The organism is Hymenobacter sp. BRD67 (assembly GCF_013256425.1).
In the GTDB taxonomy this organism is placed as follows: Bacteria; Bacteroidota; Bacteroidia; order Cytophagales; family Hymenobacteraceae; genus Hymenobacter.
Map to the genome: position 1 here is coordinate 63,050 of NZ_CP053904.1, position 20,932 is coordinate 83,981.

Sequence of the window (20,932 nt, forward strand, 5' to 3'; positions counted from 1 at the left end):
TATGCGCTGGTCCGCTATGGTTTCTACATCCTCTCATTTCTATAGGCTGGGGCTGCCGGCGGTGCTGGCCTGGGGAGTATTTGGCAGTATGGCAGGGCTGGTAGTGAAATACGGCGGGGCTTCATTTGATAAGCCGGTTTTATTGGCGCTGCACCGCCACACCGCGCCGCTGCTCGACCAGCTAGCCAGCTTGCTTACCAGAGTGGGCGACACTGGGCCGATTATAGCTGCTGGGGTGTTTACTACGGCAGCGCTGGCCTGGGCGGGGCGCGCCCGCGATGCCAGGCTATTTGTGGTTGGGCTCGGGGGCTCTATGCTGCTCACGCAGGTTATTAAGTATGCGGTGGCCCGGCCGCGCCCTACGCTGTGGGTTAGCATACTGCCCGAATACACGTTCAGCTTTCCCAGCGGCCACGCTATGGATACGGCAGCGCTGGCGACGGCGCTGTTTTTTGTGCTGCCGCGCCATCGTGGTCTTTGGTTGCTGGCCCCATTGTTTTCGCTGGCTGTGGGCTGGGCGCGCATGTACCTGGGGGTGCATTACCCGTCTGATGTGCTGGCCGGCTGGAGCAGCGCCGTGGGCTGGGTATTACTGGGGCAACTGGCGGCGGCCCGCTACCCCGGCCGCCCCTGTGCAACGCCCGCTAGCCGGTAGGCGCCGGCGGCTGTCTATAGCTTAACGCCAATCTTATTTCCGGTATTCTCCAAATCCTGTACCACGGTATCGAGCAGCGGGATGCCCGCCAGGAGCCGGTGCGCCGCCATCTCGCGCTCGGGGTCACCGGGAATGAGGACCTTTTTGCCTTCCACGGCTTTAGCTGCGCGAAAGGTAGCTATCCACTTATCCATGTGGGTCTTAAACTCGTCGGCCGGGCGAAACGCATCGACGCGCATGGCCCCGAAAAAGTGGCCGATGCCCTGGCCTACCGGGTCGGCCGGCGGCTGTAGGAAAGCCACGAACGGCGGCACCCACGGCCCGTAGTTGGCCCCACTCAGCACGGCCGAAAAGATATCGACCACCGCGCCCAGGCCGTAGCCCTTGTGCGAGCCGGTGGCTCCGCCCAGCGGCTGCAGTGCCCCGCCGTTTTTCACGGCGTTGGCGTCGGTGCTGGGCTGGCCCTGCGCATCCTGTGCCCAGCCCTCCGGAATGGGTAGATTTTTGCGCTGCGCGATTTCGAGTTTGCCATTGGCGGCGGTGGTGGTAGCCATATCAAGCACAAAGTCGGGCTGCTCGCCGGCCGGCACAGCCACGGCTATAGGGTTGGTGCCCAATAATCTGTCGAGTGAATAGGTAGGTGCTACCAGCGGCGAGGCATTGGTCATGGCCAGGCCAATCATATCCTGCGCCAGGGCCAGCATGGCGTGGTAGCCGGCAATACCAAAGTGGTTAGAGTTCTTCACCGATACCCAGCCCGTGCCCACCAATTCAGCCTTTTGCATAGCAATGCGCATAGCCTTAGGTCCCACCACGAGGCCCAGGCCGCCGTCTCCATCTACTACGGCCGTGCTGGGTGTTTGATAAGTAATACCCACGCGGGGCCGAGCGTTGATGCGGCCCGCCTCCCAAAGCCGCACGTAGCCCGAAAGCCGCGCCACCCCGTGCGAGTCGACGCCGCGCAAATCGGCTGAAAGGAGGGTTTCGGTGGCCAGCGTGGCGTCGTCGGGCGAGCAGCCAATGGCGAGAAAGACCTGCTCGGCGAAGGTGAAAAGCTGCTGGTAGGAGAAAGTCGACATAAGTAAAAGCCCCACGCTGCCAGCTAGAAGACGCGGTGGCAGCGGGCGCACAAACCTACTAGATACGGCTGATAGCTTAGAATTTTTACTATTTCTGCAAAATAATATTATTAATAGTCAACACCTTAGGTATTTTTAAACTAAATTATTAGTTTAAAAATACCGTACTTAGCGTCAACATATTCGGACTCACTATTATCACTATTATCAACGAGTAGCATGAAATCGCAAGTGACTGGCTGGCTGCTAGGTATTGGGCTGTTGGCCGCGGCATTTACTGTTGTTGAGCCCGAAAACCCATTTGCTTTGTCTAGCAAAGCCGTGCGGGTAGGGCCGGCCGGTTCGGTCAATTACCTGCTGCCGCTGCTGGAGCTGCGTCGGCAGCGCCCGACCTACCTGCGCAATGCCGCTGACGTTGGTACCTACTGGCAGGCTATGTCAACCTACGCAGCAATGGCTGGCGAACTGGATAGCATTGCTTACTACTGGCGGCAGAATAACGGCTATACGCAGCCGGCCACCGTGCCCGTGGTAGTTCCGCCACCGGCGGTGGCTACTATTCTGGCCCAAACCCGGCACCGGCAGGTGGTGATGTTCAATGAGGAGCACACCCAGCCGCGTGGGCGCTGGCTGGTGGGTAGCCTGCTGCCCGCGCTTTACCAGCAGGGCTTTCGCTACCTGGCACTAGAGGCCCTGGACGCCGCCGACTCGGCGGGCCTGCGGCAGCGCGCCTACCCGGTGGCTGCCTCGGGCTTTTACACCAACGAGCCGCACTTTGGCAACCTCATCCGGCGGGCGCAGCAGCTGGGCTTCCACCTGGTAGCCTACGATGCCCTGAGTGCCGACCGCGAGCGCGACGAAGCCCGCAACCTGCTGGCGGCTACACTCGGGCCGCACCCAGGGGCGCGGGTAGTAGTACTGGCCGGCCACGGCCACATCAACGAAAACAGCACACCCCAAACGATGGCTACCTGGGTGCGCAAGTTGTCGGGCATTGACCCACTTACCATCGAGCAGACCCAAGCGGCGCTGACCGACCCGCCCGGCTGGCGGGCGTTGCCGCCGGGGGTCTACTTGGTGCCACCCGCCAGTCTGCCAGGCCGGGCGCTCACCTGCGACCTCTACGTGCTGAACCGCCTGCGCCTGGCCGAAACCGGCAATGGGTTTGGCGACCCGGCCGCCCATGCCACGCGCCTCACCCTGCCGGCCGATAGCCTGCGCGCCTCGCCGCAGGTGCTGCTGGTGTACTGGCAGCGCGAAAAACAAGCTCAGCCCGGTGCCGAGCCCGTGGCCGTGCGCTGCCTGCACCCCAACGAAGCCACTGTGCGCCTCGCCCTGATGCCCGGTACTTACCTGGCCGAGCTGCGCGACGCACCCGGCCGCCGGTACTGGCAACAGACGTTTTCTGTCCAATAAAATTAAAAAACCATATAGATGCAACCTCCCTTCCCCGAGCTTACCCGCGCTGAAGAGCAGGTAATGCAGCTGCTCTGGCAGCGCGGCCCCAGCTACGTCAAGGACCTGCGCGAAGCGCTGCCGGCCCCACTGCCGGCCCTTACCACGGTATCCACCATCGTGCGCATTCTGGAGCAGAAAGGCTTTGTAGGCTACGAGCCGGTGGGACGGGGCTACTGCTACCACGCCCTGGTGGCGCAGGATGACTACCGGCGCTTTTCCTTGCGCAAGCTGCTGCGGGGCTATTTCGGCGGCTCGTTTGGGCAGCTGGTTTCCTTCTTCGCCCAGGACGAAAACCTCGACGCCGGACAGCTCGATGCGCTGCTACGACAGGCGCAGGTTAGCGCTGACGAGGCTGCCCCGCCACCCACACCCGACCCCCAGCCATGAATACGCCCTTTTTGCTGACCTGGCTAGGCAGCACGCTGCTGCCGCTGGGTGCGCTGTGGCTGGTGTACCGCCTGGCGCTGCGCCGCGAGCGCTGCTTTAGCTACAACCGCGCCTTGCTGCTACTGGCTCCGGTGGTAGCAGTTGGGCTGCCGCTGTTGCCGCACCCGGCTCTGCCGGCCTGGCTAGCTGGTGGGCAGGCACCTAGCGTTGCGGTACTGCTGCCGACGCTATCCGCTACAGTGCCAACTGTTAGGGCGTCTTTGCCCGACTGGAGCTGGGCGGTCGGGCTATACGCAGTGGGAGCGGGGCTGCTATTGGGCCGGCTGGCCTACCAGCTGGGGCAGTTGCATCGGGCTACCCGCCGGCTGCCCTGCGAGGCGCGGCCGGGGTACGTCCTGGCCTACACCGGCGGGCGGCTGCCGACCAGCTCTTTTGGTCGCACTGTTCTTTGGGATGAGACTGCCGACCTCACGCCCGCCGAAGCTACCTCGGTGCTGGCCCACGAGCTGGCCCACGTGCGCCAGGGCCATACCTACGACGTGCTCTGGCTTGAGCTTTGGCGCATTGTGCTCTGGCCCAATCCCTTCGCCCACCTGTTGCTGCCGGCCCTGCGCCTCACCCACGAGCTACTGGCCGACCAGGTGGCGGCCCAAGCCACTACCTCCGCCGCACTGGCCGATGCCGTCGTGGCCTACCCGGCTCTGCTGGCCCGGCTGGCCGTGCGCGGGGTGGCGGCCAATAGCTATGCTGCTTTAATTCAGCCGCTTACTTTTTCCTTCACTCTAACCCGAATTGCCATGTTACACAATCAACATCCCGTACGCCGCTGGAAGCAGTGGCTCGTCCTGCCCATGCTAGGTGGGGTGTTTATGACGGCCTGCCAATCGACCAGCAACCAGCCGGTGCCGGACATCGCCAAGCAATCGCCTGTGGTGGGGACTGAGGAAATGGCCCCACCGCCCCCGCCAACTCTTACCACACTGCCACAGGCAGTCTTAGATGAAGCTCGTCGCGGCCACGTGTATAGGTTTGTCGAGCAGATGCCCCAACTGCCTACTGAAAGAGGTATGGAACCCATCGTCAAGCAGATTCAGAAGAATCTCGGGCACCCCATCGGCACGCGCCAGGAGGGTATGGTATTCGCCAGCTTCGTCGTAAATGCCGACGGCAGCGTGGGCGATACTAAAATCGTGAAAGGCCTTGCTCCGGCCTACAATGAAGCCGTAGTGGCAGCAATTCGGCAGTTACCTCGCTTCGTACCGGGCAAGCAAGGCGGGCAGGCAGTAGCAGTGAGCTTCACGGTGCCGGTTATGTTCAAAAACCAGCCCTAACTCCGGCCCAGCAGCTCGGCCAGCAAGCCTTCTTTAAGCGCGAAGGCCGACGTGGTAATAGTCGTTAAGTTATAGGTAGTCAGCATATACTTGATGATGATGCTGGCTACCACCAGCATATCGGCCCGCATAGGGAACATGCCCGGCAGGGCCACCCGCCCGGCGTGGTCGAGCGTGAGCAGCTGCGCAAAGTGCTGCTCGAAAGCGGCCACGGGCAGCGGAGTGCTGGGGGGCAGGTCGGCCTCGCGGCGCACCTGGCCCAGTGATAAGTCGGCCAGCGTGTCGAAGCTGCCCGAGCTGCCTACCAGCCCGGCCAGCGGGCCAAACTCGGCCACAGCCGCGGTGAGCGGGGCCAGCTTCCCGGCCAAAAACTCCAGCTCGCCTTGCAGGGAAGTGGCCGGAAACACGCCGGCCGGCTCCGGAAAAAACTGGTCGAGCAGGCGCTGCGCGCCTATCTCAAAGCTGTGCTTCCAGAAAATGGTGTCGGCATCAGCAATAATACATTCTACCGAGCCGCCGCCGATATCTACCAGCAGGTGTTTCTCAGCGCCCAGGGCTACGGCCTGGCGGATGCCCTTCGTGATAAGCTCGGCCTCGCGGTCGCCGGCAATAATCTCGACCTGAATACCGGTCGTTTCCAGAATATCGCGCACCAAATCGGGGCCGTTGCGCGAGACGCGCATGGCGCTGGTAGCCGTGGCGCGCACTTCCGTGGCCTGGTGCAGTTCTATTTCTTCCTTGAAGCCGCGCATCGTTTGCAGGGCGCGGGCGTAGGGCAGGGGTGCAATCTCCCCTTTGCTGATGCCGCCTTCGCCCAGGCGCACGCCTACCTTGGTGCGCACCAGTACGTGCGGCGGCTGGCCGGGCCGGTCTTCCACAATCAGCAGGTGGAAGGTGTTGGTACCCATGTCGATAAGGGCCAGGCGGCGGTGCAGTACGGGGGCGTGCATAAAGAAAGTAGCGCGGACTTTTAGTCCGCGTTTTGAACGGAAGGAGAAATCAGGGCGGACTGAAAGTCTGCGCTACGTAGCAAACCGGCAGAACGTGCCCAGCGGCAGCTTACGCTGGCCGGCATCGTGCAGGTATATTTCGCCCAGCTCGCGCACGGCTTTTTTGCCGGGGAATATAGCCTGCGTAAGATTGTCCAGAATCAGCGCCGAAAAGCCCAGCGAGTAGAGGTTTACCACAAAGAAATGGTCTTCGGGGTCGAGCAGCTGCTGGCTGAGCTTGAGCAGCTCGTTGAGCTCGTCTTCGAGCTGCCACTTCTCGCCGTTGGGGCCGCGGCCGTAGGCGGGCGGGTCCAGGATGAGGCCCTGGTACTTGCTGCCGCGCTTCACTTCGCGGCGCACGTATTTCATGGCATCTTCCACCAGCCAGCGCACGCCGTCGAGCTGGCTGGCTTCCATGTTGTCGCGGGCCCAGAAATTGACCTGCTTCACCGAGTCGAGGTGCGTGACGTCGGCGCCGGCCGCGCGGGCGGCCAGCGTGGCCGCGCCGGTGTAGGCAAACAGGTTGAGCACGCGCGGCATCCTGGCCTGGCGCGCTTTGGTCTGGTTGTAAATGAATTGCCAGTTCGGGTCCTGCTCCGGAAAAAGCCCGACGTGCTTAAACGACGACAAGCCCAGGCGGAACTTCAGCTTCAGCCCGCCCGGCCGCTCGTAGGCAATAACCCATTGCTCGGGCATCCCTTTTTTGAGGCTCCACTGGCCTTTTTCGGTGCTGCCGGGGGCGCGGGCAAAGGTGGCATCGGCGCGCGCCCACTCGCTGGCGGGCAAGTGCGCATCCCAGATGGCCTGCGGCTCGGGGCGCGCCAGCACGTACTGGCCGAAGCGCTCCAGCTTCTGGAAATTGCCGCTGTCGAGCAGCGCGTAATCGGGCCAGGGCGAGGTAGTGAGAAAGTCGTACACGAAGAAAAAGCAGATTGGGTAGGCGCAGCCGTGGGGCAGGACTTGTAAAGGTCGGGCAGCCGACGGAAAAAGTGGCCGGCCAGCGTCTTCTTAAACTACCCGCCGCCAATTGCGTACACAGGTCGCTTACAAATGATTTGCCAGTAAATAACTGGCAGTCAAAAAACTAATTCAAAACCCATCTTATGCCCACCACCGCCCAAAAGAAGCCCGCTCTGCTGCATACCCCCTCAGACCTCAGCGAAACCGGCCGCGCCAAGCTCAGCGATAGCCTTAACATATTGGTTTCGGACCTCTTCGCGCTTTATGTGAAGACCAAAAACTACCACTGGCACATGAACGGTCGCCACTTCCGCGACTACCACCTGCTGCTGGATGAGCAGGCCGACCAGATTTTTGCCATTATTGACCCCGTAGCCGAGCGCGTGCGCAAGCTGGGCTACCCGACGGTACACTCCATCGGGGAGATTAGCCGCAAGCAGCGGGTGAAGGATAATGATGACGTGTATGAAAACCCGCTCGATATGCTGGTGGACGTGCTGAACGAGAACCGCTTGCTGGCCAAGAACATGCGCGATACCCACGAAATTGCTGACAGCATCAAGGACGTAGCCACCGCCAGCCTGCTCGAAGTCTATATCGACGAGGCCGAGCGCCGCGCCTGGTTCCTGTTTGAGGCTACACGCGAGGTGAACTAAAGCAGCCTTTCAAAGACAAGAAAGCCCCAATTCCTGAGTAGGAGTCGGGGCTTTTTATGTGCTCGCCAACGCAGCGGCCTAGCTTCTCTTCGTTGTTTAGACCGCGCCGCCGTAGTCGTTCAACACCGAGACGCAAAGATGCGTCTTTACATCAGCTGGGTTGTTTTTATTTGCTGGTAGTCAGCTGGATGACGCCGTTTTTTAGGCCGGCCGCAGTGGCTTGCAGCTGCACTGCGCCGGCCTTTTCGCTGGCCTGCACAATTGCCACCAGCTGCCCTCCAAAGGCGTGCATCTGCGGCTCCTGGAAGGGCTCCAGGCAAGTGGCATCGCCATTGCCCACGGCGCGGAAGCGGCCCGCGCCACTCACCACGAAGTGCAGTTGATTGGTGGCATCGGGGCAAAGGTTGCCCTGGGCGTCTTCCACGCGGGCCGTCACATAAGCCAGGTCTTCGCCATCAGCGCTGAGCTTAGTGCGGTCAGCCACGAGGCGAATGTGGTCGGGGGCACCGGCCGTATGAATTTCCTCGGTGCCGGCGGGCTTGCCCTGGGCGTCGTAGGCCACTACTTTAATAGTGCCGGGCGCATATTTCACGTCGTTCCATTCGAGGCGGTAGCGCGCCTGGGGCGTGGCAGCCGTGGCGGCCGGGCTCTTGGTCAGGCGGCCCTGGCTTTTGCCATTCACAAACAGCTCGGCCGACGGATAATTGGTGTAGCAGAACAAGGGGTGGTCTGGCCTTCGCGGCCGGGCCAGGTCCAGTGCGGCAGCAGGTGCACGGTGGGCTTGGCGGTGTTCCAGCGCGAGCGGTAGAGATAGTAGCGGTCTTTGGGCTGGCCGGCCAGGTCAAACATGCCAAACAGCGAGCTGTGCGAGGGCCAGCTCTCATCATAAGGCGTGGGCTCGCCGAGGTAGTCGAAGCCGGTCCACACAAACTCGCCGGTCACGTAGGGCAGGTCGTCCTGGGCCACAAACTCCTCGTCGGGCGTCTGCGACCAGTTGCAGGCTTCCAGGTCGTACGACGAGGATTGATTATCGGGGTATTTCTTATCCTTGCCTGGCACTACCGGAAACTTATACACCCCGCGCGAGCTGACTGTAGAGGCCGTTTCGGAGCCCAGCAAAAAGCCCTGCGGCAGCTTGCCAATGGCTTCGGCGTAGCGGTGCGGCTTGTAATTGAAGCTCGGAATATCGAGCACTTTGGCAAAGCCATACTTAAAATCGTCGTCGAAGCGGTCCATGCCGGCCGTTACGGGGCGGGTGGGGTCTTCGCGGTGCACAATATCCTGCAGGCGCTTGGCAATGGCCGGGCCTTCGGGTGTGCTCTGGTCGGGCACCTCGTTGCCAATGCTCCACATAATCACGCTCGGGTGGTTGCGGTCGCGGTGCACCATGTTCACCAGGTCTTTTTCCGACCACTGGTCGAAATACTGACTGTAGCCGTTCTTCACCTTGGGCGCTTTCCACTCGTCAAACGACTCCACCATCAGCATAAAGCCCATCTCATCGCATAAGCTCACCAGCTCGGGGGCGGGCATGTTGTGCGAAGTCCGAATAGCATCGCAGCCCATTTCCTTGAGTAGTGCGAGCTGGTGACGCAGCGCCGCCTTGTTCACGGCCGAGCCCAGCGGCCCGAGGTCGTGGTGGTTGCACACGCCCCGAAACTTGCGCGGCTGCCCATTGAGCGAGAAGCCTTTCCCGGCTTCAAACTTGAAGGAGCGAATGCCGAAGCGGGTCTGGTACGTGTCCTGCAGCGTCTGGCCCGCATAGAGCTTCGACTCGGCCGTGTAGAGCACCGGCGTTTCGGGCGACCACAGCCGGGGCGCTTTCACCGCGAAGCTTTGGCTAAACTCACTGCCGCTGGCCGGCAGCGGGGTCGTGGTGCTGGCCACCACCTTGCCGGCCGCGTCGCGGATGTCGGTTTGCAGCCGTAGCGCCCTGGTGCCGGCCGTAGCCTGCACCTTGGTTTGCAGCTTGACCGTGGCCGACGCGGGCGTAACAGTGGGCGTTGTCAGGTAAGTACCCCACACCGGAATGTGTGGCCCTTTGTGGTGATAAGGTGCACGTTGCGGTAAAGGCCCGCCCCCGGATACCAGCGCGAGGCTTCCGAAAAATTCTCCAGGCGCACGGCCAGCGTGTTGGAGCCGCTGGCGCGCAGGTAGGGTGTAATATCAACCGAAAAGGAGTTGTAGCCGTAGGGCCAGAATATAGCTTCTTTGCCATTTATATACACGTGCGCGTTGCTCATGGCGCCATCAAAGAGCAGCACGGCCTGGCCGCCCGGCCCCAAGGCCGGCACGGCCAGTTGGCGCCGGTACCAGCCCATCCCGATAAACGGCAGGCCACCGGTGCGGCCAGCTTTCAGGGTAGCCTGCTGCTCGTTATTCTGCTCAATCTTAACGGCCTGCAAGTCGTTTTTGCCATCAAACGGCCCGCTGATGGCCCAGTCGTGGGGGATGCGCACGGTTTGCCACTGCGCGTCGTTCAGCTCGGGCTTGGCCCCGTCGGGCTGGTCGCCTTTGGTGAATTTCCAGTTCGTATTGAGAAGTGTTTCCTGGCGCGATTGCGCGGCGGCCGGCAGGCTGGCGGCCAGCAGGAGCGCGGCGACATATTTAACAGGCGACATAGTAAAGGGCGAAAGCGTGAAAAGGCGCTGTTACTTAATGGTAGGCAAGTTACGGCTACCGTGCCACCGGCTTCTTTCATAAGGCCAGCTCCCTGCTTGGGCGAATAACTAAGCTGCACTGGGCAGCAGGGCGCTAGCTTTACCTGATGCCCGGCTTTTTGCACCAAAAAATTATGCGCTTGCTGGCCCTGTTCCTGGCCGGGCTGGCGGCGTGCTCCTCGCCTGCTTTGCCTACCAGCCCGGCCGAAAGCTACCTGAACTGCCGCGAAGTATATGAGCCGGTGCGCGGCCGGCTCTACGACCGCCACGGTACGCTGCTGGTAACCAACGAGGTGCAGTACACGCTGAGCCTGCCGCACGGGCCGCCCCTTGATTCGGTAGCTTTCAATACCTTAATGGGCTGGCCGGCCGGGGCCTTGCAGGCCAGGGTGGCCGCTGCCCGCCCCCCGCCGGCCCCTTGCCGCCGGCCCCGGTACCCGACTCGACCGGGGTTGTGCCGCCGCCTGCTCCTGCCCCGCCCCGGCCCCAGCGCTGGCCGGTCGAGCTGACCCTCACCCGCCCCGAAGCCGACAGCCTGCGGCGGCACCGCCGCGAGTATCCGGGGCTGGTAGTGCGCCACCGCCCCGAGCGCCGCTACCTCACGCAAGTAGCGGCGCCAGTGCTGGGCTATCAACCGGCCGCCGCCCAGCAGTTTTTATACCTGGCCAAAAAGCTGGAGCGCGGTCGCTACTACCGTCTGCGCAACAGTGGCATTGAGGGCTATTATAATAGCCTGCTGGCCGGCCACCGCGGGGCATACCATCCGCTTACCGACGGCCACGGCCGCGTACACGGCCGCTGGGCCGCCGATACTATTTATCGCCCCGGCCAAAGCCTGCACCTCAGCCTCGATGCCGGGCTGCAAGCCTATGCCGAGCGCCTGCTGGGCGAGCGCCGCGGCTACCTCGTGGCTCTCGACCCCCGCACCGGCGAAATTCTGTGCTGCGTGTCGGCCCCCACCTATGACCCCGCCGCGCTCACCGCGCCTGGCCGCAACTCCGAGCGCGTGGCCCTGCTGCGCAACGCCGACCAGCCCCTGCTCAACCGTCCCGTCGGGGCCGCCAACCCGCCCGGCTCAGTTTTTAAGCTCGTCAATGCGGCCGTGGCGCTTCAGTTGGGGCCGTTGAAACTGACACCTCGTTTCCCTGCGACCAGTCGCTCATCAACTGCGTGCATCCGCACCCGCGCGCCCGCAACCTCACGATGGCCCTCAAATACAGCTGCAACCCGTACTTCTACCAGGTGCTGCGGGCGGTAGTTGAGCCGCGGCCCGACTCGGCCGCCACGCCTGCCGATACTGTAGCCCAGCGCCATGCGCACCTGGCCACCTGGCGGCGGCAGGTTAGGTCGTTTGGCCTCGACACGCTGCTGGGTGTCGATATCGCCCATGAGCAGCCCGGCTTCCTGCCCACGCCGGCTTATTACGATAAGGCCCGCCGCACCCGCAACTGGACGTTCAAGTCCATCTACTCGCTCAGTATCGGGCAGGGCGAAATCAACCTGACTGGTCTGCAAACGGCCAACGTATTGGCTATCATTGCGAATCGCGGCTGGTATATCACGCCTCACTTCGTGCGGGCCATTGGCAATACGGGTCAGCCCCTGCCGCGCTTCACCGAGCGCCACCGCACGCTGGTCGATAGCGCCAGCTTTGCGGCCCTCGTGCCGGGCATGGTAGCCGCCATGCAGCGCGGCGGCACCGCCGAGCTGGCCAGCCTGGCCGACGTGGGCATCGTGGTGGCCGGCAAAACCGGCACCGTGCAAAACGACGAGGGCGACGACCACGCCACCTTCGCCGGGTTTGCCCCGGCCAATCAGCCTCGTATTGTGGTGGCAGTATATATTGAGAATGCTGGTTTTGGCGGCTTGTCGGCGGCTCCCTGCGCGGCCCTCATCATGGAAAAATACCTGAAGGGCAAAATCGCGCCCCGGCGCAAAAAGTGGGAATATTGGCTGCGCTGCGGCGATTTGGCCAGCCAGGGGCATTAGCATCGGGAGTTGAGGGAAGAAGTGTGGTGCCGACAGCACGACCTTTGCAGCGCAAATCTTTCCTTTTGCCAGCGGCCCGGCTTTAGATGCTGCAAGCGCATCCCGCGCCAAGTATTACGTACTAACAAATGACCTTTTACAAATACCAGGGCACCGGCAACGACTTTGTTATCATCGACGACCGGGCCGAGCAGTTCAACACCACCGACCACGCCCGCGTGGCGTTTCTCTGCAACCGTCGTTTCGGTATCGGGGCCGATGGCCTGATGCTGCTGCGCAACCGCCCCGGCTACGACTTCGAGATGGTGTACTTTAATGCCGACGGCCACCCCAGCACCATGTGCGGCAACGGTGGCCGCTGCCTGGTGGCCTTCGCCAACTATTTGGGCGTCATTAAAAACGATGCCCATTTTCTGGCCGTGGATGGTCCCCACGAGGCGCGCGTGGAAGCCGATGGCACCGTGCGCCTGAAGATGATTGACGTGGCGCCCGCGCAGCCGGCCGGGGTAGGGGAGCACGACGTGTTTCTGCACACGGGCTCGCCGCACCATATTCATTTTCTCGACCCCGAAGAAGGACATACGCTGACCGATTTCGACGTGTATGGCCACGGCCACGATATCCGCTACGACCAGGCCTACGACCCAGGTGGTATCAACGTCAATTTTGTGGAAGTGCCCGCCGACCCCACCCATCCCTGGCCCGTGCGCACCTACGAGCGCGGGGTGGAGGCCGAAACCCTGAGCTGCGGCACGGGCGTTACGGCCGTGGCACTGGCCGCCTCTATGCGCGGCGCGGTTTCGCCCGTGCAGCTGCAAGCTGCCGGCGGCCTGCTCGAAGTATCGTTCGAGAAGCACCCCGATGGCCGCTTTACCGAGGTGTGGCTGAGCGGCCCGGCCGTGCGGGTTTTTGAGGGTAGTATATAGTATTTTATATATTTAGGCAGGTTTGGCCAGCGCAACGCCTTATGGATAAGCAGTCAGCACCCGGCATGCTGCCTCAGGTTACGCTCCGCGCGCTGGAGCCCGACGACCTGGATTTTTTATTCCAGCTCGAAAACGACCCGGAGCTTTGGGCCGTGTCGGATGTGCTGCCGGCTCCGGTTTCGCGCCATGCCCTACGCGAATACCTGCGCCACGCCACCGCCAGCCTGGCCGAAGCCGGCCAAATGCGGCTGATTATCAATGCTGAAGCTGGCCAGGCGGTCGGTACGCTCGATTTATATGAGTACTCCGCACTGCACCAGCGGGCCGGCGTGGGTATCACCGTCCTGAAAAGCGTCCGGCGGCGCGGCTATGCGCAGGCTGCGCTGCTGCAGTTATTACCCTATGCTCGCCAGGCCTTGCAGCTGCATCAGGTATACTGCACCGTGGCGGAAAGTAACCAGCCGAGCATCAGGCTGTTTGAGAAAGCAGGCTTTCGGCAGCTAGGGGTGCGGCGCGACTGGCTGCGTAAAAATACCCCTGGTGGCTGGGAAAATGCCGTCGAATTGCAGCTTATACTGAGTGCGCAGGGGTAAGATGGCGGAAAAACTACCATTTTAAGCTCCACCATATCCTTTTAGTACAGCTTCCCGTAAAACAGGCAAGGCGCTACCCACCGGACGATTTTCCCCGGTTGCGGAGGCTCTTAGAAGCTCTTTCCTGTCTTATTTCATGCCGCTTTCTACTCCGGCGGAGGCACCTGTGCGTGCCGCCGCCACCGCTCCGGCTGCGGGCCAAGCCGACGCTATCCCCTTTACGTATCTGCTACCCGACCTGGTTTGCTTCGCGCACCTGCATTGGGATTTTGTGTGGCAGCGCCCTCAGCACCTGCTCTCGCGCTTTGCCCAGCACGGCCGGGTTTTTTACGTGGAAGATGCCTTCTTTCATGCCGACGACCTCATCGAGCCGCACATGGAAGTGAAGGCGCGCCAGAACGGCGTGAAAGTATTGGTTGTACATCTACCCAATCACCTGCGCGGCGACGAAGCTGCCAGTGACCAGGCACAGGTTGGAGTGCTGAAGAAATTTTTCGCCGATAACCGCATCGATACCTACGCTTTCTGGATTTATACGCCCATGGCCATGAGCCGGGCGCGGGAGTTTCACCCGGTGCTCACCGTGTACGACTGCATGGATGAGCTGGCCCAGTTTAAGTTTGCCCCGCCCGCGCTGCGCCAGCGCGAGCAGGAGCTGTTTCAGCAGGCCGACCTCGTCTTTACCGGCGGCCAGCGCCTGTACGAAGCCAAGCGCGAGCAGCACCCCGACGCCCACGCCTTTCCGAGCAGCATCGACAAAGAGCACTTTGGCCAGGCCCGCAACGCTGAGTTGGCTGAGCCGGCCGACCAGGCTGGTATCGCGCACCCGCGCATTGGCTTCTTTGGCGTGGTCGATGAGCGCCTCGATATAGAGCTACTGGGCCAGCTCGCCACGAACCATCCCCAGTGGCAGTTCGTTATCATCGGACCAGTAGTGAAGATTGACCCCGCTACGCTGCCGCATAATGAGAATATTCACTATCTGGGGGGCAAAAACTATCAGGAGCTGCCCGCTTATCTGCGCGGTTGGGATGTAGCCACGCTGCTCTTTGCCCGCAACGAAAGCACGGAGTTTATCTCGCCCACCAAAACGCCCGAATACCTGGCGGCCGGCCGGCCGGTGGTAAGTACCAGCATCCGCGACGTGGTGCGGCCCTACGGCGACCTCAAGCTGGTGCAGATTGCCGACGACCCGAAGGACTTCGGGAAAGCCATCGCCTACGCGCTGGAGCAGGGTAAAGATGCCGATTGGCGTACCCGCACCGACGACTACCTGGCTACTATTTCCTGGGACCTCACCTGGCAAAATATGGTGAACCTGATGCAAGAGCGCCTGCTTGCTAAAAAATCCTGATTATCAGTCTGCTGGCACTGCTCTTTCAGCAGGCTGTTGCTGCTGCCTGGGGCCAGAAGTGGCCGCCGAAAATCAAATCAACGTAAAACAGTCATAAACCTCATCCTCATAATAATTTTCCCATGTTCGACTATCTCATCGTTGGAGCCGGCTTCGCTGGCAGCGTGCTGGCCGAGCGGCTAGCCACCCGCAGCAATAAAAAAGTGCTCATCATTGATAAGCGTAGCCACATTGGGGGTAATGCCTATGACCATTATAACGAGGACGGTATTCTGATTCACAAATACGGTCCGCACATCTTTCATACCAACTCGAAAGATGTATTTGACTACCTGGGCAACTTCACCGACTGGCGTCCCTACGAGCACCGCGTGCTGGCCTCGGTTGACGGCCAGCTGGTGCCGATGCCGATTAACCTTGACACTATTAACAAGCTCTATGGCCTGAAGCTAACCAGCTTCGAGGTAGAGCAGTTTTTTGAGTCGGTGGCGGAGGAAGTACCCGTTATCAAAACATCGGAGGATGTGGTAGTGAGTAAGGTAGGGCGCGAGCTATATAATAAATTCTTCAAGAACTACACCAATAAGCAGTGGGGCCTCGACCCTTCGCAGCTGGATAAGTCGGTGACGAGCCGTGTGCCCACCCGTACCAACCGCGACGACCGGTATTTCACGGATACCTACCAGGCCATGCCGCTGCACGGCTACACCCGCATGTTTGAGAAGATGCTCGACCACCCGAACATCAAAATCATGCTCAATACCGACTATCACGAGGTGATTAAGTTCATCCCGTTTAAGGAGATGATTTTTAGCGGCCCGGTCGATGAGTATTTCGACTTCAAGTTTGGCAAGCTGCCCTACCGCTCGCTCGAATTCAAGCACGACACCCTCAACAAAGAGCAACACCTGGCTGCCCCGGTGGTAAACTTTCCCAACGAGCACGCCTACACCCGCATCACCGAGTTTAAGGCTCTCACCGGGCAGACGCACCCCAAAACAGCCATCGTGTACGAGTACCCGCAGGCCGAGGGCGACCCCTACTACCCGGTGCCCATGCCCGAAAACGCCGAGCTGTACGCCAAGTACAAAAAGCTCGCCGACGAAACGCCGGGCGTTCATTTTGTAGGCCGTCTGGCTACCTATAAATATTACAATATGGACCAGGTGGTGGCCCAGGCGCTCACGCTGTATAAGAAGCTAACCGATAAGGAAGAGGCCGCTAAGCCGGTGCGCCCGGCCATCGCCGGCTCCACTTCGCTGGTGGAAAAGCTCGTGAACCGCGAGCCAGCCAAGGAGTAAGCTAGCGCGGACGCGGATTATAGAGTCTGCGCTATTACCTGCCAATATTTCCTCTTCGTAAAACCCTGCACTCTTTTTGAGAGGGCAGGGTTTTATAGTTTAGGGCTAGCCGGTCGGTTTGGCGGGTAGGCCTTAAATTTGCCCGATACGCGCTGTCTTTTTAGTCAATTTGTTTACCCAATGTTAGATTTCCTCGGCAAAACCGTCGCCAAGCTGTTTGGCTCCAAAGCAGAAAAGGACCTCAAGGACGTGGTGCCTTACGTGGCCCTCATTAATGCGGAATATGCCAAACTGGCCGACCTGACCGACGACCAGCTGCGCCAGCGCACGCAGGAAGTCCGCCAGCAGGTAGATGCCAGGCTGGCGGGTATCGATAGCCAGCTTACCGGCCTGCAGGGCCAGATTGACGCGCAGCCGCAGCTCGACGTAACGAAGAAAGAGCAGATTTTCGACCAGATTGACGCGCTCGAAAAGCAGCGCAACAAAGAGCTCGAAACTGCTCTGACCGACGTACTGCCCCAGGCCTTCGCTATTGTAAAGGAAACCGCCCGCCGCTACGCCCAAAATGGCCAGCTGACGGTAACGGCTACCGACATGGACCGCGAGATTGCCCGCACCAAGCAGAACGTGACTATTGTGGGCGACCAGGCTATCTGGAGCAATAAGTGGCTGGCGGCCGGGGCCGAAATCACCTGGGACATGGTGCACTACGACGTGCAGCTGATTGGCGGGGTGGTGCTGCACCAGGGTAAAATTGCCGAAATGGCCACTGGTGAGGGTAAAACGCTCGTTTCGACCCTGCCCGCGTTCCTGAATGCGCTCGGTGGCCGGGGCGTGCACCTCGTAACGGTGAACGACTACCTGGCCAAGCGCGACTCGGAGTGGAATGCGCCGCTGTTTGAGTTTCACGGCCTCACCGTGGACTGCATCGACAAGCACCAGCCCAATACTGATGCGCGCCGCAACGCCTATCTGGCCGACATTACTTACGGCACCAACAACGAGTTTGGCTTCGACTACCTGCGCGACAACATGGCCCGCGACCCTTCGGAGCTGGTGCAGCGCAAGCACCACTACGCGATGGTCGACGAAGTGGACTCGGTACTGATTGACGATGCCCGGACGCCGCTCATCATCTCGGGCCCCGTGCCCAAGGGCGACGTGCACGAGTTTTTGCAGCTTAAGCCGCGCATCCAGCGCCTGGTAGATGAGCAGAAGAAGCTGGTGCAGAACTACCTGGTGCAAGCCCGCAAACTCATTGCCGAAGGTAAAACCGGCGCCGAGGAAGGCGGCAAAACTGGCGACGGCGGGCTCATGCTGTTCCGGGCCTACCGGGGCCTGCCCAAGAGCAAGCCGCTCATCAAGTTTCTGTCGGAGCCCGGCATTCGTGTCATTTTGCAGCAGGCCGAGAACTTCTACCTGCAGGACAACTCGCGCCAGATGCCGGAGGCCGACAAGCCGTTGTTCTTCACCATCGACGAGAAAAACAACCAGATTGAGCTGACCGAAAAAGGCATTGACCTGATTACGGCACAGGGCGAGGACCCGCACCTGTTTATCATGCCCGATATCGGGGTTGAAATTGCCAACATCGAGAAGGCGGAAGCGCTTACGGCGGAGGAAAAGCTCCAGCAAAAGGAGCAGCTCATGAGCGACTACCAGGAGAAGAGCGAGCGGGTGCACACCGTAAACCAGCTGCTGAAAGCCTACACCCTGTTTGAGCGCGACGACCAGTACATCCTGAGCCAGGAAGGCAAAGTGATGATTGTGGACGAGCAAACCGGCCGCGTGATGGAAGGCCGCCGCTACTCCGACGGCCTGCACCAGGCTATTGAGGCCAAGGAAGGCGTGCGCATCGAAGATGCTACCCAGACCTATGCCACGGTGACCTTGCAGAACTTCTTCCGCATGTACCACAAGCTGGCCGGCATGACCGGCACGGCCGAAACCGAGGCGGGCGAGCTGTGGGAAATCTACAAGCTCGACGTAGTGGTGATTCCGACCAACCGGCCCATCTCGCGCAAAGACGACCACGACAAGGTGTACCGCACGGTACGCGAGAAGTATAATGCCGTAACCGAGGAAATTCAGGCCCTTGTAACAGCCGGCCGGCCAGTGCTGGTGGGTACCACCTCCGTTGAAATCTCGGAACTGGTAAGCCGGATGCTGAAGCTGCGGGGCATCAAGCACCAAGTGCTGAATGCCAAGCAGAACCAGCGCGAGGCCGAGATTGTGGCCGCTGCCGGCTACCCCGGCACCGTAACCATCGCCACCAACATGGCCGGTCGGGGTACTGACATTAAGCTGCGCGAAACTTCCAAGGAGTCGGGTGGCCTGGCTATCATCGGCACCGAGCGCCACGAAAGCCGCCGCGTCGACCGCCAGCTGCGCGGCCGGGCCGGCCGCCAGGGCGACCCGGGCTCGTCGCAGTTCTTCGTCTCGCTCGAAGACAACCTGATGCGTCTCTTCGGCTCGGAGCGCATTGCCAAGCTCATGGACCGCATGGGCATGGAAGAAGGCGAAGTGATTCAGCACTCGATGATTACCTCCTCGATTGAGCGAGCGCAGAAGAAGGTGGAGGAAAATAACTTCGGCACCCGCAAGCGCCTGCTCGAGTACGACGACGTGATGAACGCCCAGCGCGAGGTAGTATACCGCCGCCGCCGCAACGCCTTGTTTGGCGAGCGGTTGGAGCTGGATATATTAAATATGATATATGATGTCAGCGAAGACATCGCGGCTGGTCACAAAATGACCAACGATTTTGAGGATTTCAAGCTGTCCATCATCAAGGACTTCGGCTACGATACGCACATCACGGCCCAGGAATTCAGCGCCCTGCCCGCTGAGCGCCTAACCCAGAAGCTATACGACGAGGCCACCGGCTACTACGAAAGCAAGAACGAGCACATCGGCCAGAATTCGCTGCCGATGATAAACGACCTGCTGAGCCAGAACACGCCCTACGAGAACATTGCCATCCCATTTACCGATGGCCACAAGCACACCCAGGTAATTGCTAACCTGCGTAAGGCGCAGGCCAGCAACGGCCTCGACATCATCCGGCAGATGGAAAAAGGGGCCGTGCTCTCGACTATCGACGAAGCCTGGACCCAGCACCTGCGCCAGATGGACGACCTCAAGCAAGTAGTGCAAAATGCTGTGTACGAGCAGAAAGACCCGCTGTTGGTGTACAAGTTCGAGGCTTTCGAGCTGTTCAAGCGCATGCTGGCTAAGGTGAACCACGGCACCGCTGGCTTCCTCTTTAAGGCCGATGTACCTGTGGCCGCCGAAGCGGGCTTCGCCGAGCCGGAGTTCTACTACGAAGACGACCTGCCTGCTCCGGCCCCATGCCCAAGCTTAAGGCTGAGAAAGCGGTGTCGGACGTATCGCTCGGGGCCGGGCAGGAAGACCTCGACCAGGCTGCCGAGCTGGGCCTGGCCCCGCCCATCAGGCAGGAGCCCGCTCGTAGCCAGAAAATTGCCAACCGCAACGATAAGGTAAGCGTGCAGTACATGGACGGCCGCATAGTGCGCGACGTGAAGTATAAAACCGTAGAGCAGGACGTGCTGGCCCAGCGCTGCGTGCTGGTAGACTAGGCATTTATCGATTTTCTTATACAAATACAAAAGGCCCGCGCAAGCGGGCCTTTTGTATTTGTATAGAATAGAACAAAATAAATAGGCCTACTTTTAAGGGCCTGTTGTGCAACGCTAAGCATGTCCCAGACGCTCACATCCCTGGCTAACTTTTCCTCACTCATCTAACGCAATGCTAACCTCTATATCGCGCTTATTAGAGCAGATTCGTAATCAGGGTACGTGATAGCCACAATGGTCAAACCAGTTTTGCGCATCCTCGGCCGTAATCCAGGTCAGCGCCGCTTGCAAGGCGCTTGTCAGGGCCTGGCGGGTGCGGGCGGCGGCGGTGCGTAAGTGGGTTTTGAGCTTGCTGAAGGCCAATTCGATAGGCGTGAAATCCGGCGAGTAGGGAGGTAGGTACAGCAGCCACGCGCCGCGCGCTTCGACCAACTCGGCCAGCCCCTGCGCCTTATGCACGGGCAGATTATCCGGTACGACTACGTCGCCCGGCTGCAAGCCCGGCCCGAGCACCTGCTCCAGGTACACGGCAAAGCTGGCCGTGTTCACGGCGCCGTCCAGTTCCATGACCGCCTCTATGCCCTGGGCCGAGAGGGCCGCTACCACTGTCACGTTGGGGCCGTTGAAGGGTACGGCCGCGTCCACCCGCTCGGCCGACGGCGGCCCCAGAGCCTTCCTGGCCACCTTAGTCGCAAACACGGATGCTGGTCCGCTGGCTGTCGGCAACACTGCTTCGCTGACGGGCCTTGAACTCTATCCTAACCCCGCCAGCTATATAGCTACTGTGCGCGTACCGGTCGGGGTGGGGGCAGCTACACTTATTATCCTCGACGGTCTGGGCCGGGTAGTACGCACCACTCAGGCCCCCGCCGGGCATGATTACGCTTTGCAGCTGAGCGGTTTGACACCCGGTGTGTATACCGTGCAGGTGCAGGTAGGCGAGGAGCTAGCTACGCAAAAGCTGCTGGTGGAGTAAGGCCCGTTAGCCCGCCGTA

18 protein-coding genes and 2 pseudogenes are annotated in these 20,932 nt (G+C 60.8%); 13 read left to right on the forward strand and 7 right to left on the reverse strand.

Features of this window, described 5'->3' with window-relative positions:
• Window positions 1–16: 16 nt before the first annotated feature.
• Window positions 17–655, forward strand: a complete 639-nt coding sequence (locus GKZ67_RS00280) for a phosphatase PAP2 family protein (RefSeq protein WP_173240617.1) — start codon at window positions 17–19, stop codon at window positions 653–655.
• 14 nt (window positions 656–669) lie between these two features.
• Here the strand turns inward: GKZ67_RS00280 and GKZ67_RS00285 are convergent, their stop codons facing one another.
• Entirely contained in the window at window positions 670–1,734 is a 1,065-nt protein-coding gene (locus tag GKZ67_RS00285; protein WP_173240619.1) for an Ldh family oxidoreductase, read from the reverse strand.
• A 306-nt stretch (window positions 1,735–2,040) separates the two neighbouring features.
• Here GKZ67_RS00285 and GKZ67_RS00290 point away from each other — a divergent pair, with 306 nt between their 5' ends.
• From GKZ67_RS00290 to GKZ67_RS00300, 3 genes are read left to right on the forward strand one after another with little or no spacing between them, the layout of a single operon-like run.
• A complete protein-coding gene (locus GKZ67_RS00290; RefSeq protein WP_173240621.1) occupies window positions 2,041–3,150 on the forward strand; it encodes a hypothetical protein in 1,110 nt (369 codons plus the stop codon).
• 18 nt (window positions 3,151–3,168) lie between these two features.
• Complete coding sequence (locus GKZ67_RS00295; RefSeq protein ID WP_173240623.1) at window positions 3,169–3,579, forward strand: BlaI/MecI/CopY family transcriptional regulator; 411 nt, start codon at window positions 3,169–3,171, stop codon at window positions 3,577–3,579.
• Complete coding sequence (locus GKZ67_RS00300; protein WP_173240625.1) at window positions 3,576–4,910, forward strand: TonB family protein; 1,335 nt, start codon at window positions 3,576–3,578, stop codon at window positions 4,908–4,910. Before GKZ67_RS00295 ends, GKZ67_RS00300 begins: the two co-directional genes overlap by 4 nt.
• Here GKZ67_RS00300 and GKZ67_RS00305 read toward each other — a convergent pair.
• Together GKZ67_RS00305 and GKZ67_RS00310 are read right to left on the reverse strand one after the other, a co-directional pair.
• A complete protein-coding gene (locus tag GKZ67_RS00305) occupies window positions 4,907–5,860 on the reverse strand; it encodes a phosphatase (protein WP_254244978.1) in 954 nt (317 codons plus the stop codon). The two genes, GKZ67_RS00300 and GKZ67_RS00305, sit on opposite strands and share 4 nt — an antisense overlap.
• A gap of 72 nt (window positions 5,861–5,932) precedes the next feature.
• Window positions 5,933–6,817, reverse strand: coding sequence for a class I SAM-dependent methyltransferase (locus tag GKZ67_RS00310; protein WP_173240627.1), 885 nt, complete (start codon window positions 6,815–6,817; stop codon window positions 5,933–5,935).
• A 185-nt stretch (window positions 6,818–7,002) separates the two neighbouring features.
• On the opposite strand from GKZ67_RS00310, the gene GKZ67_RS00315 reads away from it, so the two are divergent.
• The gene (locus GKZ67_RS00315) at window positions 7,003–7,515 is read left to right on the forward strand and encodes a Dps family protein (protein ID WP_173240629.1); all 513 of its coding nucleotides are present in this window, start codon (window positions 7,003–7,005) and stop codon (window positions 7,513–7,515) included.
• 166 nt (window positions 7,516–7,681) lie between these two features.
• On the opposite strand, the gene GKZ67_RS22305 is transcribed toward GKZ67_RS00315, so the two are convergent.
• From GKZ67_RS22305 to GKZ67_RS22315, 3 genes are read right to left on the reverse strand one after another with little or no spacing between them, the layout of a single operon-like run.
• On the reverse strand, window positions 7,682–8,236 hold the full coding sequence (locus GKZ67_RS22305; RefSeq protein WP_217278653.1) for a DUF4982 domain-containing protein: 555 nt from the start codon (window positions 8,234–8,236) through the stop codon (window positions 7,682–7,684).
• On the reverse strand, window positions 8,194–9,540 hold the full coding sequence (locus tag GKZ67_RS22310; protein WP_217278654.1) for a glycoside hydrolase family 2 TIM barrel-domain containing protein: 1,347 nt from the start codon (window positions 9,538–9,540) through the stop codon (window positions 8,194–8,196). Before GKZ67_RS22310 ends, GKZ67_RS22305 begins: the two co-directional genes overlap by 43 nt.
• Window positions 9,522–10,136, reverse strand: coding sequence for a sugar-binding domain-containing protein (locus GKZ67_RS22315; protein ID WP_217278655.1), 615 nt, complete (start codon window positions 10,134–10,136; stop codon window positions 9,522–9,524). Before GKZ67_RS22315 ends, GKZ67_RS22310 begins: the two co-directional genes overlap by 19 nt.
• 158 nt (window positions 10,137–10,294) lie before the next feature.
• Here GKZ67_RS22315 and GKZ67_RS00325 point away from each other — a divergent pair, with 158 nt between their 5' ends.
• The 7 genes and pseudogenes from GKZ67_RS00325 (at window position 10,295) to secA (ending at window position 19,937) form a co-directional block, all read left to right on the forward strand.
• Complete coding sequence (locus GKZ67_RS00325) at window positions 10,295–10,684, forward strand: hypothetical protein (RefSeq protein ID WP_173240631.1); 390 nt, start codon at window positions 10,295–10,297, stop codon at window positions 10,682–10,684.
• Window positions 10,630–12,164 (forward strand): annotated as a pseudogene (locus GKZ67_RS22820) (peptidoglycan D,D-transpeptidase FtsI family protein). Before GKZ67_RS00325 ends, GKZ67_RS22820 begins: the two are co-directional and overlap by 55 nt.
• Before the next feature lie 128 nt (window positions 12,165–12,292).
• Window positions 12,293–13,090 (forward strand): diaminopimelate epimerase, encoded by a 798-nt coding sequence (gene dapF / locus GKZ67_RS00340; RefSeq protein WP_173240636.1) that lies wholly within the window; start codon window positions 12,293–12,295, stop codon window positions 13,088–13,090.
• A 41-nt stretch (window positions 13,091–13,131) separates the two neighbouring features.
• Entirely contained in the window at window positions 13,132–13,683 is a 552-nt protein-coding gene (locus tag GKZ67_RS00345) for a GNAT family N-acetyltransferase (protein WP_254244979.1), read from the forward strand.
• 136 nt (window positions 13,684–13,819) lie between these two features.
• Window positions 13,820–15,037 (forward strand): glycosyltransferase family 1 protein, encoded by a 1,218-nt coding sequence (locus tag GKZ67_RS00350; RefSeq protein ID WP_173240638.1) that lies wholly within the window; start codon window positions 13,820–13,822, stop codon window positions 15,035–15,037.
• A 122-nt stretch (window positions 15,038–15,159) separates the two neighbouring features.
• Window positions 15,160–16,338 carry a UDP-galactopyranose mutase gene (gene glf / locus GKZ67_RS00355; protein WP_173240640.1) on the forward strand — a complete coding sequence of 393 codons (1,179 nt, stop codon included), beginning with the start codon at window positions 15,160–15,162 and terminating at the stop codon, window positions 16,336–16,338.
• 180 nt (window positions 16,339–16,518) lie between these two features.
• Window positions 16,519–19,937: pseudogene (secA, locus tag GKZ67_RS00360) on the forward strand (preprotein translocase subunit SecA).
• A 213-nt stretch (window positions 19,938–20,150) separates the two neighbouring features.
• Here the strand turns inward: secA and GKZ67_RS22825 are convergent.
• Complete coding sequence (locus GKZ67_RS22825; RefSeq protein ID WP_173240642.1) at window positions 20,151–20,636, reverse strand: transposase; 486 nt, start codon at window positions 20,634–20,636, stop codon at window positions 20,151–20,153.
• A gap of 85 nt (window positions 20,637–20,721) precedes the next feature.
• Here GKZ67_RS22825 and GKZ67_RS00370 point away from each other — a divergent pair, with 85 nt between their 5' ends.
• A complete protein-coding gene (locus GKZ67_RS00370) occupies window positions 20,722–20,913 on the forward strand; it encodes a T9SS type A sorting domain-containing protein (protein ID WP_173240644.1) in 192 nt (63 codons plus the stop codon).
• Window positions 20,914–20,932: the final 19 nt, after the last annotated feature.

Bases quoted from the DNA above. Each gene is read 5' to 3' on its own strand.
- GKZ67_RS00280 (WP_173240617.1), top strand. From the start codon at position 17: ATGGTTTCTACATCCTCTCATTTCTATAGGCTGGGGCTGCCGGCGGTG.
- GKZ67_RS00285 (WP_173240619.1), bottom strand. From the start codon at position 1,734: ATGTCGACTTTCTCCTACCAGCAGCTTTTCACCTTCGCCGAGCAGGTC.
- GKZ67_RS00295 (WP_173240623.1), top strand. From the start codon at position 3,169: ATGCAACCTCCCTTCCCCGAGCTTACCCGCGCTGAAGAGCAGGTAATG.
- GKZ67_RS00300 (WP_173240625.1), top strand. From the start codon at position 3,576: ATGAATACGCCCTTTTTGCTGACCTGGCTAGGCAGCACGCTGCTGCCG.
- GKZ67_RS00305 (WP_254244978.1), bottom strand. From the start codon at position 5,860: ATGCACGCCCCCGTACTGCACCGCCGCCTGGCCCTTATCGACATGGGT.
- GKZ67_RS00315 (WP_173240629.1), top strand. From the start codon at position 7,003: ATGCCCACCACCGCCCAAAAGAAGCCCGCTCTGCTGCATACCCCCTCA.
- GKZ67_RS22315 (WP_217278655.1), bottom strand. From the start codon at position 10,136: ATGTCGCCTGTTAAATATGTCGCCGCGCTCCTGCTGGCCGCCAGCCTG.
- dapF (WP_173240636.1), top strand. From the start codon at position 12,293: ATGACCTTTTACAAATACCAGGGCACCGGCAACGACTTTGTTATCATC.
- GKZ67_RS00345 (WP_254244979.1), top strand. From the start codon at position 13,132: ATGGATAAGCAGTCAGCACCCGGCATGCTGCCTCAGGTTACGCTCCGC.
- GKZ67_RS00350 (WP_173240638.1), top strand. From the start codon at position 13,820: ATGCCGCTTTCTACTCCGGCGGAGGCACCTGTGCGTGCCGCCGCCACC.
- glf (WP_173240640.1), top strand. From the start codon at position 15,160: ATGTTCGACTATCTCATCGTTGGAGCCGGCTTCGCTGGCAGCGTGCTG.